The following is a 13,662-nucleotide window of genomic DNA, read 5'->3' as shown; positions in this document are numbered from 1 at the left end:
TATCAATTGCTAGCAGCACTATATGCTACATGTCGTTTCTCAATCCGTTCTTCAATTTCTTTCATATTCTCTTTATTAGTTAGTAGGGATTGTTTATTTTCTATTAATAATTGTTTAAAGGATTTTCTCACTTTTTTTCGCATGTTTATTTTCCTCCTTGGGGGATGGTTTATATAAAAGATAACTTGAAACTTTAATCAATGAAAGGATGTACCCTCACTAATTATTAGCCTACATCAATCGGGCCTTTACAGGGAGTTACTCTTCCATCATCACTCTTTATTCAGCGATAATATTGATATAGAAGTCCCACCGCCCGTTAATGCGGGATAAGGATTTATCTGTGTAGACTTATAATAATTGATTGTTGTGAAATCCATTTGAACTTCACATGAAAATTCCGTTTATTTTCTGACAACTTTGTGAACAAAAAAAGAAAGACCGATTCATTCTAAATCGGTCTTTCTAGTATTTATAACATGTTTATTAATATTTCAGGTCTTCCCCAATTCATTTCGTTACATACAAAGCGTAGTTTTTCTTCGTCCATTGTGTGTAACCCTTCTTCTAACGAACATGAAATTGGAACTTCACAATGAATTTGCGCTAATTGTAAAGAGATATTTAAATTCTCTAAATCACTTTCAATTTTTGTACGCTGCGCTTTCGTTAATGATGCTATATTTTCTAGTACTGCCGATACTGTGCCGTATTCTTGAATAAGCTTATACGCTGTTTTTTCACCAATACCTTTTACGCCTGGATAGTTATCACTCGTATCTCCCATGAAAGCTTTCGCATGGACAATTTGCCAAGGTTCTACACCTTTCTCTTCCATGATTTTTTCCGGTGTGTAATACTCGTAATTTCCAATTCCTTTACGAAGAAGCATAACTGTAACATTCGTATCAACAAGTTGAAGTAAATCTGTATCACCTGTCAAAACATAAACTTCTGCTTCATTGCAATATTGTTTTGCAAGCGTACCAATACAATCATCCGCTTCATAACCTTTCATGCCTATTACAGGCATAGATAATTTCGCAGTCATTTCTTGCACTAAATCAAATTGCGGAATTAATTCTTCTGGCGGTGCTGCACGATTTGCTTTATAATTCGAGAAAGATTCCGTTCTAAATGTCGTACTTCCCATATCCCAGCACGTTACAATGTGCGTTGGTTCGATTGCTTGTGTTGCTGTTAATAAATGCTTCATATAACCATGAATCCCGTTCGTCGGGGTACCATCTTGTCGTTTCATAAATTGTCCGTAGACACTTGTTGCGTAAAAAGCACGAAATAATAGTGCCATACCATCAACTAATAATACTTTTTTCATAATTCCTCTCCTACTAACAAAAAATAATAACCTCACGTTATCACGTAAGGTTATATAAATAGATTACCATTCTACGTTTTTTCAACTTTGTCTATTATACATTGTTTTTATATATTTAGCATCATTAACACATTAAGACGTTCTACTGCAACAAGTATGAAGTATTCCTGAATACGTATTTTTACCTGTTGAAACAACTACAGCCTTTGCATTTCCACCAATAATATTAGTACCTTTAAAACATACATTTTCAAGTTCAAGTGGATTATAGTCTTTCATCCGTTTTAATGGAATAAATCTTTTACGTTCAAGGTGGTAGCAACTTTCAAATTTCTCAACATTTGCATCGTTCCCTGTCAACACAGATTCATTTACCAATAAATCATTTGCATAAATGATACGTACATCTGCCGGTACTATATCACCTTCTGAAAGAAAAATCATATCTCCTGGTACAAGTTCTTGTACTGGTAACTTCATCATTTTCAGTTCGTTATTTAGCCCTGTACTACTAGCACATTCTACTCTAGACACAGTAATTGTTTCACATTGCAATTGATCACGCACATGTTGTTTTGAAAAACCTGGAATCATTCCACTTAACTTCATTATTACTTCTGCAATACGCGCTCTTTTTGAAGTCAATTCATTTCGACCGTATACTTGAATACGTTTTTGCGCCTCTTTCATAGATAATCCGTCTCTTGTTGTTTTAAAATACGCAAATACAGATTTTACATCTCTTGTTGCAATTTCAATTAATAAATCTTTATTTTTTTGAAGCATTGTTTGTTCTTTCATTGATTTTTTACTTTGTTTATATGACGTGTTACCCACAGTTTTGTTTACATATAACATATTATCGTCTCCTCCTTTACAACATAGGAAGAAACGCTTTGTTTCTCAATTTATCCACTTTACCGTGAAAGTGTCTAGCGCTTAATTATGTATATAAACGCTACATTATGATAAATATAGAGGGAGGAACAAGTCGTTTCCTGCCTACATCATATATTTTTGATTTGAAGTATATGGGTAACGGAACCGAGTCAGAATTTGACATGCTCCTCACCTCCTCGTTTATTTTTATAGTTTATATTATGAAATGACTCATAGATTGGTAACAAAAAAGACCCTTACTCATAAGAGAGCAAAGGTCATTGCATACACAAATAAACGATTCCTAATATAATTAGAAATCTACGGACCTCTCCCTCGCCGAGTTTTAGCACTGTATAGCATAGGTTCATTACCAGCTACGTTAAGAAAAACCTTAATTCGATCATTCCTGTTGACCCATTGGCGTCTCTCGACATTTTTGGGCAGTAGCATTTCTCTATACAGGAGCCTCACCTAACAGAGACTTATTTTAATTACATAGAAAATGTTACTCTTATTTAAAATAGATGTCAACACTTTGTATGGAAACTTTTCCTTATTACAGAAAAGCCCTCTCTGTTGTTAGCCTATTTTCTCATATATAGTACAAGTTAGCGAACGAAAAAAACTTACGTATAAAACGTAAGTTTTTAGTAAGTTACACAACCAGCAATTACAATACCAATTGAAAGTGATAAAAACATAAGAAACAGGCCGACTGCTTGATTATCTTCTTCAAGGCTTTTATTTATATTAAAGCGTGGTGTAAGCCACTCAGCTAAATAATAAACAATAATTTGGGCCAAAATACCAACCGCTCCCCACGAAACCATATCCAAAAGTGAAATGGAATTAGCGGCCGTTGAATATAAAACGATAGCTAGCCCGAGTACCCTTCCTCCAAGTACATAACTGACCGCTTTGTTACCCTGAGCCATTAACTTAAATTCTTTCACTTTCGTTGTCACTTCCATAAGGAACAAACCTATACATAAAAGTGCGAGTGATACTGCTAAATATAGTAAAAAATTAATCATTTATTTTCCCCCTTCTTAATACCTACTGGTAAATAATAAGATTCATTTCCTGTAATCTTTTCCCCAGCACGTATACCGATACTGCTCGCTTTTCCAGCGATTAAAAACGCCCCAAACACATACGATAGTTTCTCCACTCCTTTTTCAGTTTCCAAACATACAACTGGAAGCTCTATATACTTTTGAAATATCGGCAATGACGTTTTATATGTTTCATGTGCATTTCGAATCATAATATTCGTGTCTTTATCGCGAATTGTAATTGTGTCACCTTCCCTACCAAACGAAGGTTTTTGAACGAAAGAACCTTTTCCTAAAAATAAATCTGGTTCTAAATATGTAGGTAGCATATATTCTTTAACCCACTGTTGTTCCTCATTTGTATAAAAAGCCCCTTCTTCTGCTAATCCCCAAATAAGACACTGAATTGATTTTGGCTGAAGTAAAAAGGCAGACAAAGGATTTATAATAAAGAGATTTCCGTCTTTTACAAGTTGCAGCAGTTCCACACCTACCAAATCTCCTGTTTCAGGATCTTGATCCTCAATTAAATCTTCTATCGGATACGTTTGGCGATATAAAACATCAATCTTCGCCCCATCTTTATCAACTAGAGCATCTTTCGTAATTCTAAGTTCTGACATTGGCACTACTTTATTTTCAACATGGCATAACTGACTTAAATACATAGTCGTATTCCAATCCTCAATATGTTCATGATGTGCTGTAAAAACAACATTTGGATTGTCTAATCCCTTTGTCGCTTCCATTACAGCTTTCGTAACACCAGAAGATAGTAATCGTTCTTGATCCGAGTTTGGATCATCATAACCTAGGTTTTCACAAACTTTTCCATTCATTTGAAAGCATTCCATAATAAAAGTTGGTGTATCACTATTAAACTCAAGCATTTTAATTTGGTTATCAACCGTTATAACGAAATCAAATCGTGAAATAACAGATTCAGGATATAATCCTATCATTCTAATGAATGATAAGCTCGCAGGAGGAAAACCAAGCTCAAGAAGCTGTTCGTCACTTAAATTTCGCAAAAGTCTAGCAGTCTTAAAAAATATTTTACCCATTCGTTCAGTCGCTAAGTGTAATTGTTCCAAAGTCTGATTTGTTATAGAAAAAACATGAAACAAACTATATTCACATTCATATAAATCCGACCAAAAATTCGGATATTTTAAATAAAATTCTTTTCGATCCCTTATGTATTGCGACATATTTTAGCCTCCAAATCCTCCCTTTGAACCGCTTCCAATTCCACCTTTAAATTCAGCAGACGATTGATACGATTTAAACGCCGATGAATTTTTAAAAGTGGATTTATTTTGATAGTATCGCCCACCATAGAAATAATGCCCACGATAACCTGAACTACTATCATCACACTGCCATACCCCAAGTTCATCATCCCAATCCCAATCAGAACAACTATTATCATTCGGTTTTGGGGGAAGATCTTGTGCGCAACCAAATAAAGTGCCAGTCATTAAAGACGTTACGACACCACCTACTAGCCATTTCGTTTTTGTCACCTTCGCACTCCCCTTTTTAAATTCTATTCCTATTATATAGGATGGCATGATAAAGTAGAAGAAAAAGGAAGAAGAGGGTAACTAACTGTTACGATTTATTTAACCGATTATAATCAATGTTAATTAAATATATCAGTAAGCCCTGCTAGTCAAGTGATTGGCTAGTAGTGAGGGTTAACTGCGGGCAATCCCTAAAGCTGATTGAACTACAACGTGGCTAGAAATAGCGAGCGTGAATGTCGCGAAAGCAGAAAAAATCAATCAGATGATGCAAGGTTAAATCCTAAACATTAGAACAATGGGTCTTCCGCCTCGAATCATCTAAGTCAAAAGTGATAAGATGAACGTTCAACGACTATCTCGTATAACTGACGAGAGTACATCACAAGCCTATGGTGCTGGAAAAATCCTCTATCTCTAAAGAGATAAACATATAGTCTGCGCTCATGTGAAAACATGAGAAGTTCATAAGAGAACTGGCTAAGGAATTGCGCCCTTAGTTGAACGAGATAAATTTAATTAAATCTATCAAACCTCATTGAATATACCGAACATACGTACTATTGTAGGTTCAATGAGGTAAGAATAATAATGAAATTTTTACGAGTTAGTCAAGTATCAGAATTAACAGGTTTGCATCCGAGTAGTCTTACGAGAATGCTGGTGGAACACGCTACTATTCAGAGGAATCCATCTTTCATTATCTAAAAGGTGAGTGTCCGAATAATCGCACAGTAAAGGAGTAGGCTTCTGATGATATTGGCGAAGAAAGTCAGACTAATTCCAACGCCTGAACAAGAAAAAGTGCTTAGAAACCATGCTGGCGCTGCAAGATTCGCTTATAACTATTGTAAAAGAATGAGTGATAGATACTATAAGCTATTTGGAAAATCTGTTTCACAGTTAGCTTTACAGAAACGATTTACAAAGATCAAGAAGCGAAAGAGATATGAGTGGTTAAATGACATCAATGCACAAGTTCCTAAACAGGCTTCAAAAGATTTTGATACGGTGAGGAAAAATTCGTTCAAAAAGTACAAAAATGGTTTTCACACTTCTTATAAATCTAAAAAAGATTTAACCCAGGGATTTTATGCCAATTATGAAAGACTGGTTATAGGAAAAAAAGTAGTTCATATTCAGTCTATTGGAGAAGTGAAAACAAGCCAACAACTACCAAGGAACAAAAAAACATCAAATCCAAGAGTTACCTTTGATGGTCGTCACTGGTGGATTAGTGTAGGGTTTGAAGAATCCTTTGAATTCCAAGAACTAACCCATGAGTCGATTGGTGTGGATATTGATTTAAAAGAGCTTTTTGTAGCTTCTAATGGTATGAAAGAACGAAATATAAACAAAGATGCTAAGGTTAAAAAACTTTTGAAAAGGAAAAAGTCAGCACAAAGAGATATGTCTAGGAGATTTAAAAATGGTGTAAAAATTCAGTCTGCCGGATATGAAAAAGCGAAAGCTGAGCACCTGCGGTTATCTAGGAAAATTACGAATATCCGAAATAACCATATCCATCAAGCAACAGCTACATTGGTGAAAACCAAACCAATGAGGATTGTTGTGGAAGACTTATCTATCTCAAACCTGTTAAAAAACAAAAAACTATCGAAGGCACTTTCCTTTCAAAAATTAAACTTCTTCTTTCAATGTTTGTCATACAAGTGCGAGAAGTATGGCATTGAGTATGTAAAAGCTGATAAATGGTTCGCTTCAAGCAAGATTTGCTCATGTTGCGGAGTTAAATACGACCATTCAGTTCAACCAGAAGGACAGTGGAGTTTAAAGATTCGTGAGTGGCGTTGTGTTCCATGCAATAGCCATCACGGTAGGGATGTAAATGCTTCGATAAATTTATCAAGATGGGTAAAATAAATGCTTGATAATAGGAGGTAACGATACTGCCTCGTGTGGAGTGTTATACCCCTCGTCCCTTCGGGGTTGCGAGAACACGATGAAGCACTAACTTGTGTAAATTTGATTGAATTATATAGATTTAGTTAAGTTTATCGTATCGGATAAAATGCGCTTAGAATATCGACTTAATGATGAAACGAAAGGGTATCCTGCTTTATGGAACTACGCCAATATTTCTAATTCTGAAATTATCGCACGCATGACTTGTGAATATTTTATTAAAGAGAAAAATACTTATGTTGTTACTGCAACTTCGGTTGATCCAGACGGAACAGCAGTTATTTATATTCAAAAAGAAGTTTTCGCCAATGACCCTTCAGACCCTACATACTCCCACATCGGTTTTGAAATTAGAGAACTAAGTGAAACGAGTTCAAGCTTAGTAGATAGTCAAGATGTATGGAACTACGAAGAAATTTTACCATCTCTTCATTCAGATATTATATATATTCAGCGAGACGGCATGTCTATGGAATTCTCCTTGGATTCAAGAGAGATTGATGAAGACAGAAAGTGCTACATTTATTACGGAAACTTCACAGGTGAATCAAGATAATATTGATATATCTATGCAACAAAAAAACCTTACGTATAAAACGTAAGGTTTTTATATAGCCCCACATATGCCGTTCTCTCTAGATGTCCATAAACCTGCTCTCACAGGTGGATGCTCTCACAAATGTTTGTAACTTCCTTCTTAAAAAGATGGCATGTTAGCTACATTTAAATATTGAACTTCCATATTAAACTTATTGGTTTAAGACATGCATAAGCTACGTACACCGTAGGAATTTTATATAAGGTTAGTTGAAATAAGACCCCCGCACGTGCCGCTCCTCGTAAATGTCCAAAAACCCGCTACTCGCAGGTGGATGCCCTCACAGTTACCGTACATCTTCCTCCACAAGGAAGGCTTGATGATGGTCGCTAAATATTGAGCTTCCGTATAACTAACATCGGTTTTAGACATAAATAAGTTACGTACACCGCAGGATGTATTATTTACTTGTCGTTATATTATCACATTGTTTCCAATGTGTAAAATACAAAGTTTTTCGAGAAATCTCTTGCTTGTGACCTTATTTTAATACAAATTATTTTTGCATGCAAGTGATTAATCTTCTTCTTTTGCAATTTGATTTTCTGGATAAGAAATCCAATCACTCCAGCTACCTGCATACAATTTAACATTTTGGAATCCAGCCAATTTTAACGCAATGATATTTGGACATGCCGTAACACCAGAACCACAATATACAATGGTTTCCTTATCTTTCGACAGATTTTGGAATCGTTCTTGTTGCTCAGCTTCATTCTTAAATTGTCCTGATTGCAACATTCCATCCTTCCAAAAATAGTTTGCTGCTGTCGGAATATGTCCTGCTTTATAATCGACAAGCTCCTCTACACCAGCATAACGTTTCGGCTCTCTTGAATCAATTAACGTAACATCTGCACCTGCCTGGATATTCTCTCTTACTGTTTCCATCGATACAAGCATATGATCTTGTATGTTTGTTTTGAATGTTTTTCGTATAACAACAGGAATTTCCGTTGTTGTCAGTAGTCCATTCTCTTTCCAAACCGGGAAACCACCATCTAATATATATACTTTCTCATGTCCTACATAGTTACATAACCACCATAAACGAGCAGCATTTGCACCAGCTTGACTGTCATACGCAATTACTGTCGTATGTTCATCAATACCAACCTCCGAAAGCTTGTCCGCAAACTCTTCAATGCTTGGCAACGGATGGCGGCCACCATGTTCTGCTATAGGACTTGATAAATCTAAATTCAAATCAAAATATAACGCATGAGGAATATGTTCTTCTTCATACTTTTCTCTACCCCAATTAGGATTCGCTAAATCAAAACGACAATCGATTACACGGACGTTCTCATCTTCTATATGCTCACGTAACCATTCGACTGTAACTATCATCTTTAACGACCTTCTTTCTCTTGTAAACGACTTACATACTCCATAACCATTTCTTCTGTAACATATTTACGCTGTAAGGTAACACCATTTTTTGCAAGATCATTAATTTGCTTTGTTACAACATTAATGACATCAACCGAAAATTCTTTCCCATTTGACGCAAGAGATACGGCTGCTTCAATAGCTGCTTCACGCCGCGCATCTAATTGTAAACATGCTTTTACACTTTCATTTTGTTTACGAGAATGTGCTGTAATTGCTTTATGTACTTCCATCTTCTCTTCCCCCTAAATAAGTTATACGTTCTAATTCAATTCCATTGCAAGCCGAATCATATCACGGCATACAATGCCATTTTCAATAATCTCTTCTTCATAATGCTTCGAAAAGTAATCAAAATCAATAGAAAAAATACGAAATCCACATTTTTGATATAAAGCAAGTTGTGAAACACTAGAATTGCCTGTACCAATTTCAAGTTTTGACATACCATATCCTTTAGCAGTTTCTACGGCATGCCTTAATAGCTTCTTCCCAATCCCTTTTCCTTGCAAATGCTCTGCAACCGCAATATTCATGATTTCCATCGTCTTCGGCCTTGTTTCCAAAAGAACATACACACCGATGACGCTGCCCCCTTGCTTTGCTACGTATGTTAACCCTCTTTGTACATATATAGCTATTTGCCGTTCACTTGGATCAGCAAGTAGCAATAAAGACTTCGGTATAGCCTCTTTTAAAATACGTTCTATTACAAAAGACATAAAAAATCCCCCCATCTCTATTGTTCTAAACCCTCCTTGTCTACCATAAATAATAGAAAGGAGGGATTCACCATGGACAACAATGAGAAAAAATGCAACGTCATCTCTATTGATGGAAAGAAGAAGAAAAGCGACACGTATTCCTATCCAAAATTAGTAGTTGAAAATAAAACATACGAATTTTCTTCATTCGTCTTATGCGGTGAAACACCAGATGGCAGACGACTCGTTCTTACTCATATGATTTCTACCGATGAATTTGCTGGATTTGTCAAATCTTTAGATACTGTACTGCAAAAGAAAATTGAACGAATCTTTTTCTCATAACGACTATATAACATAAATTTCTTTTTCAATCTCTACTAACTGCTTGTGCAATTGTTCTTTACTTTGTTCATATAGAAATACATCGATCGTTTCAGCCAATGCAAACAATATACTTTCATAATAGTTCATCACATCTTGTTGCATCACTTTTTGGAATAAGTTCCACTTCATATCCCATTCTTGCTTATAATGATGAACAAATAAATCTTTTTCATCGGCTACATAGTTTGATACAAGCGGTTCTAATACAGATTTAGCGTCTTCTTGCATAAAAGCTTTGTCATTCTTTTCAAAAAAGCTTTTCTCATTTTTAAAATGTGCCAGTGCTTTTTTGAAATCTTTTATTTCAACTGAAGGGAACGGTTCTTTATGCGTAATATCTTTATATTCATACTCCACTGTTCCATTCATAGAAATTGATTGATTTTCTACTTTACAGTTCACTACAATTTCGTCCTTTGCACGCTTCATCGCTTCGTCTATCCATTTTTCAAGACGTAATGATGTCGCACGCATTTCTTGTAATAAATCATGCTGAATAAATGCTACTAATTCCATAACACACTGTTGCAATTGTGTTTTCACATTTCCATCCGTTCGAAGTGACGCCGGATTAATAAATTCAGTAAACACATCGTTATAACGTAGGAATAGACGCTGTTGCACGTAATAAAGCAACTCTTTCACTTCATTTTGCATCGCCTGTTCTTCAGCAAGTACACTATATGATGAAATGATATGAAGTAGTTGATCACGCTCTGCTTCATATTTTTTCGTTTGCTTCTCTTTCTCTTCATTCCCCTGCTTTGCACCATTTATCATGTTTACTAAAAGCTGATCTGCCCCTTTCAACGCACCATATAGAGCATGCACAGAAACAAGCATTAAATCTCTCATCATAAAGGACGTAAATGATTCCTCAAACTTAGTAATTCCAGAGTTTTGTAAAATACCATACTTCTCTTTTTTAACATTCTTTCCTTGTTTCTCTTCAAGCGCACATAAACTTGAAATTGCAAATAAACGCGGATTTCTAATACCGTATTGCAGTAGCTGATCTGCGATATAACCTTTTACCATTTCAAGTTCTTCTTCAGACTCTGCTAAATCCGCCGCATTAATTAAGAAGAACATTTTATCAAGAGCAAAAGTATCCTTTACACGACCAAGCTGAATTAAAAATTCACGATCAGCACGAGAGAATACATGGTTATAATATGTTACAAATAAAATAGCATCTGCGTTTTTAATATACTGGAATGCAACATCAGTATGGCGAGCATTAATAGAATCCGCTCCAGGTGTGTCTACAAGCGCTACTCCCTGCCTTGTTAAAGCACAATCATAATAAAGCTCCATATACTCAACGAAGCATGATTTTTCTTCATTCGCTACATAATCAGAGAACTCTTCTAATGTGACTTGTACTTGTTCTCCTAAATAAGTAGAAACTGCATCATACCCTTTTTGTACCGCTCGTAAAAAGCTAAATGTTGTTTTTTGCTTCCCAGTCGGTGAAGGATATTTCATAACTTTATCAATTTGTGCTAACGCCTCATCTAACGTAGTAATCTCATAATGAAACAGCTTATAAACAGCTTTCATATCTTCTAATAGAGCTTGCTTTGATTTGAATTGAACCAATACTGTTCCGTGTGGTTTTTCCTCTGTAACCGGCAAAATTTGATTAATCGTTGCCGTCGTCGGATTTGGTGATACAGGAAGTACCTTCTCACCAAGTAAGGCATTGGCAAATGATGATTTCCCAGCACTAAAAGCTCCGAATAACGCTACTGTAAATTGTTTCGTTTCCACACGACGCCTTTTTTCTATCACCTCTTGCTGTACATGTTTCAGCGCTGGCAATGGCTCTAATATCATTTCAGCTTTCTTCACTTTCTCTAATATACGCTGAATATTTAAAGCTGCCGTTCCTTTTATCTCTTCTTCATGAGCCGCTACATTATCATTTACAATTTCCTGCTCTTGTAGTGTGAATTTCTCACTAACAATTTGTTTTTCACGTTGCAATATCTCCTCTATTTGCAATCCATCTGGTGTAGCAACACGCTCGTGCCAAACATTTTGTAAATAACTTTCATATGTCTCTAAATTGTTACTGTATTGTAATTCCGTCTCTTTTGCCGTTTGCAACATCGTATATTTTTCAATCTCTTCTTCCATACGAGCAACTGCTTCCTTCACTTTTTGCTTTAAAACGACTGCACTTTTATCAAAAATTTGCTGTGCTTTTGTAAAATAACGTTTCTTCAGTTCATTCGCTACATCCGCTGTATAAAGAAGTAAGTAATCACCTGTGAAACCTGCACCTTGTTTAATGACTTCAGCTAACATTTCTGGTCCAAAAGCAATTTCTAAAGCATATATGTCTTTCCCAATTTCCTCCGTGAACAATCCTTCTTCTTTTAAGAAGGCTACAATAAATTCTTTCACATGAAAATCAAGTTGCGTTTCAACAGTCTTTTGAAGGGCAGAATAAAACGCCTCTACACGTCTTTGTTTTTCTTGCTCCGTCTTTCCTTTCGCAAATAGCAAACCAACTTTAAACTTTGTTAATTTCGTTTCTAAATATGCATTTGCCAATTCTCTCATTTCAAATGGCATTAAATACGCGTTATCTAATATAGCTTGTAAACCTTTTATAAATTCGTTTCTCACATGAGATTCTTTACTAGCCTCGCGATGTTTAGTTTCCGTTAGCTCTTCTTTCTTTTCAACTATTTCTGAAATCGAAAGCGGTGATGCTAACTCTTCCTCATATGTCAAAAGAGCTTTTTCATTTTCAGAAACAATAAACGAGAAATGTTCTCCCATTAAATATTCTGTTTCTCGCTCCATTCCCTCTCTTACATACTGCTCTTTTTCTTTCATAATAGAAGTAATTAATGTTTCTAAACTTCCAATTTCATTATGTTGATGGTTCATCATTCGTAATGACGTATAATAAACTCCATCTACTTCAATATCCCAGTTAGAGAACGATTGTTTCACACTATCTTTATAATCCTCAAATGATAATTCATTTTCTTTATGTTTATCTATTTGATTTACAACGAGATAAACCGTTTTATTACGTTGTTTCAATTCTTTAACAAATTGCAAATTCACTTCCGATTGGACGTGATTATAATCCATCATATAAAAAATTACGTCTGCTAGATGAAGTGTCGATTCTGTCGCTAGTTGATGGGCATCATCTGTCGAATCAATTCCTGGTGTATCAACTAACATAACTCCCTCAGGAATTGGCGCATCATTTCGATAAATATGAACACCAATTACCTCATCGCCATCTTTACAAATCTGTTTTAATTCTTCTGCTGAATATGCACCGTCATATTCGTACTGTTCTCCAGATTTGACCGTTACAACAACACGATCTAATCCCTTTTCAATTTTGACGACGTTAGCGCTTGTCGGAATCGGACTTGTTGGTAACAACTGCGCTTTATATAGATGATTCATCATCGTTGATTTCCCTGCCGAAAAGTGGCCGCAGAATGCTATCATAAGCTGCTCTTGTTTATATTTTTGAATCACTTCAAACAACTTTAAGCTATTCTCTGCATCGCCGTGTTTTTGCCACTCTTCATAAAAACAAACAAGTTTTTTCATACCGTTTGTCTGTACTATGTTTGTCATCCCCTTGTTCCCCTTTATCCAAGATGTATATACTTTTTCCCGCTATTTGCGAGCTCTTAATCAGTGAGAGATGCATCTCCCCATTGATTACAGTTTCACTTTACTATCATACTAAATTTTCAGCATATTCTCATTAAAAATAAAAAATCCCTTTCATTCTTTTTACAAATGAAAGGGATTTTATGTCATTTTATTCATTTTGCTGTTCCTACTCCATTTAAAACATATTTCG

13 protein-coding genes, 2 other RNA genes and 1 riboswitch are annotated in these 13,662 nt (G+C 35.5%); of the genes, 3 read left to right on the top strand and 12 right to left on the bottom strand.

The genetic code is table 11. The features are described from left to right. Positions 1-2: 2 nt before the first annotated feature. The 6 genes from DPQ31_RS08025 to DPQ31_RS08000 form a co-directional block, all read right to left on the bottom strand. Positions 3-143: an FbpB family small basic protein gene (locus tag DPQ31_RS08025; RefSeq protein ID WP_001228051.1), complete on the bottom strand. Its 141-nt coding sequence runs from the start codon at positions 141-143 to the stop codon at positions 3-5. A 329-nt stretch (positions 144-472) separates the two neighbouring features. Then, positions 473-1,339 carry a 5'-3' exonuclease gene (locus tag DPQ31_RS08020; RefSeq protein ID WP_000757079.1) on the bottom strand — a complete coding sequence of 289 codons (867 nt, stop codon included), beginning with the start codon at positions 1,337-1,339 and terminating at the stop codon, positions 473-475. 132 nt (positions 1,340-1,471) lie between these two features. Further along, positions 1,472-2,197 carry a P-type ATPase actuator domain-containing protein gene (locus tag DPQ31_RS08015; RefSeq protein ID WP_000967618.1) on the bottom strand — a complete coding sequence of 242 codons (726 nt, stop codon included), beginning with the start codon at positions 2,195-2,197 and terminating at the stop codon, positions 1,472-1,474. A 346-nt stretch (positions 2,198-2,543) separates the two neighbouring features. Next, positions 2,544-2,707, bottom strand: a riboswitch (M-box (ykoK) riboswitch). Between the two features lie 161 nt (positions 2,708-2,868). Next, complete coding sequence (locus tag DPQ31_RS08010) at positions 2,869-3,255, bottom strand: DUF350 domain-containing protein (RefSeq protein WP_000606849.1); 387 nt, start codon at positions 3,253-3,255, stop codon at positions 2,869-2,871. Next, positions 3,252-4,487: a glutathionylspermidine synthase family protein gene (locus tag DPQ31_RS08005; RefSeq protein WP_000084943.1), complete on the bottom strand. Its 1,236-nt coding sequence runs from the start codon at positions 4,485-4,487 to the stop codon at positions 3,252-3,254. The genes DPQ31_RS08010 and DPQ31_RS08005 overlap by 4 nt, the downstream gene beginning before the upstream one ends. Before the next feature lie 3 nt (positions 4,488-4,490). Then, positions 4,491-4,802, bottom strand: coding sequence for a hypothetical protein (locus DPQ31_RS08000; protein ID WP_000169030.1), 312 nt, complete (start codon positions 4,800-4,802; stop codon positions 4,491-4,493). Positions 4,803-5,555: 753 nt separating this feature from the next. On the opposite strand from DPQ31_RS08000, the gene DPQ31_RS07995 reads away from it, so the two are divergent. Both DPQ31_RS07995 and DPQ31_RS07990 read left to right on the top strand, forming a co-directional pair. Next, a complete protein-coding gene (locus tag DPQ31_RS07995) occupies positions 5,556-6,686 on the top strand; it encodes an RNA-guided endonuclease InsQ/TnpB family protein (protein ID WP_208731748.1) in 1,131 nt (376 codons plus the stop codon). Positions 6,687-6,834: 148 nt separating this feature from the next. After that, entirely contained in the window at positions 6,835-7,284 is a 450-nt protein-coding gene (locus tag DPQ31_RS07990) for a hypothetical protein (RefSeq protein WP_001235522.1), read from the top strand. Between the two features lie 54 nt (positions 7,285-7,338). On the opposite strand, the gene ssrS (DPQ31_RS07985) is transcribed toward DPQ31_RS07990, so the two are convergent. The 5 genes from ssrS (DPQ31_RS07985) to DPQ31_RS07965 form a co-directional block, all read right to left on the bottom strand. Beyond that, positions 7,339-7,522, bottom strand: a non-coding RNA gene (gene ssrS / locus DPQ31_RS07985) — 6S RNA. Between the two features lie 21 nt (positions 7,523-7,543). Beyond that, positions 7,544-7,726, bottom strand: a non-coding RNA gene (ssrS, locus tag DPQ31_RS07980) — 6S RNA. 116 nt (positions 7,727-7,842) lie between these two features. After that, entirely contained in the window at positions 7,843-8,676 is an 834-nt protein-coding gene (locus tag DPQ31_RS07975; protein WP_000637579.1) for a sulfurtransferase, read from the bottom strand. Between the two features lie 2 nt (positions 8,677-8,678). Further along, positions 8,679-8,951: a DUF2533 family protein gene (locus DPQ31_RS07970; protein WP_208731747.1), complete on the bottom strand. Its 273-nt coding sequence runs from the start codon at positions 8,949-8,951 to the stop codon at positions 8,679-8,681. A 30-nt stretch (positions 8,952-8,981) separates the two neighbouring features. Continuing rightward, a complete protein-coding gene (locus tag DPQ31_RS07965) occupies positions 8,982-9,440 on the bottom strand; it encodes a GNAT family N-acetyltransferase (protein ID WP_000011414.1) in 459 nt (152 codons plus the stop codon). A gap of 72 nt (positions 9,441-9,512) precedes the next feature. Between DPQ31_RS07965 and DPQ31_RS07960 the strand changes: the two genes are divergently transcribed. Beyond that, entirely contained in the window at positions 9,513-9,767 is a 255-nt protein-coding gene (locus DPQ31_RS07960; protein WP_000369740.1) for a DUF3931 domain-containing protein, read from the top strand. Positions 9,768-9,770: 3 nt separating this feature from the next. On the opposite strand, the gene DPQ31_RS07955 is transcribed toward DPQ31_RS07960, so the two are convergent. Then, positions 9,771-13,430, bottom strand: coding sequence for a dynamin family protein (locus tag DPQ31_RS07955; RefSeq protein ID WP_208731746.1), 3,660 nt, complete (start codon positions 13,428-13,430; stop codon positions 9,771-9,773). Positions 13,431-13,662 lie beyond the last annotated feature (232 nt).

The sequence above is a fragment of the Bacillus sp. COPE52 genome, from assembly GCF_003355115.1.
GTDB lineage: Bacteria > Bacillota > Bacilli > Bacillales > Bacillaceae_G > Bacillus_A > Bacillus_A toyonensis.
Note: the sequence above shows the minus strand (reverse complement) of the source record. Positions and strands in the feature narration are given on the sequence as shown.

Excerpts from the sequence above, each read along its gene's own strand:
- DPQ31_RS08025 (WP_001228051.1), bottom strand. The coding sequence starts at position 143 with ATGCGAAAAAAAGTGAGAAAATCCTTTAAACAATTATTAATAGAAAAT.
- DPQ31_RS08020 (WP_000757079.1), bottom strand. The coding sequence starts at position 1,339 with ATGAAAAAAGTATTATTAGTTGATGGTATGGCACTATTATTTCGTGCT.
- DPQ31_RS08015 (WP_000967618.1), bottom strand. The coding sequence starts at position 2,197 with ATGTTATATGTAAACAAAACTGTGGGTAACACGTCATATAAACAAAGT.
- DPQ31_RS08010 (WP_000606849.1), bottom strand. The coding sequence starts at position 3,255 with ATGATTAATTTTTTACTATATTTAGCAGTATCACTCGCACTTTTATGT.
- DPQ31_RS08005 (WP_000084943.1), bottom strand. The coding sequence starts at position 4,487 with ATGTCGCAATACATAAGGGATCGAAAAGAATTTTATTTAAAATATCCG.
- DPQ31_RS07995 (WP_208731748.1), top strand. The coding sequence starts at position 5,556 with ATGATATTGGCGAAGAAAGTCAGACTAATTCCAACGCCTGAACAAGAA.
- DPQ31_RS07990 (WP_001235522.1), top strand. The coding sequence starts at position 6,835 with ATGCGCTTAGAATATCGACTTAATGATGAAACGAAAGGGTATCCTGCT.
- DPQ31_RS07975 (WP_000637579.1), bottom strand. The coding sequence starts at position 8,676 with ATGATAGTTACAGTCGAATGGTTACGTGAGCATATAGAAGATGAGAAC.
- DPQ31_RS07970 (WP_208731747.1), bottom strand. The coding sequence starts at position 8,951 with ATGGAAGTACATAAAGCAATTACAGCACATTCTCGTAAACAAAATGAA.
- DPQ31_RS07965 (WP_000011414.1), bottom strand. The coding sequence starts at position 9,440 with ATGTCTTTTGTAATAGAACGTATTTTAAAAGAGGCTATACCGAAGTCT.
- DPQ31_RS07960 (WP_000369740.1), top strand. The coding sequence starts at position 9,513 with ATGGACAACAATGAGAAAAAATGCAACGTCATCTCTATTGATGGAAAG.
- DPQ31_RS07955 (WP_208731746.1), bottom strand. The coding sequence starts at position 13,430 with ATGACAAACATAGTACAGACAAACGGTATGAAAAAACTTGTTTGTTTT.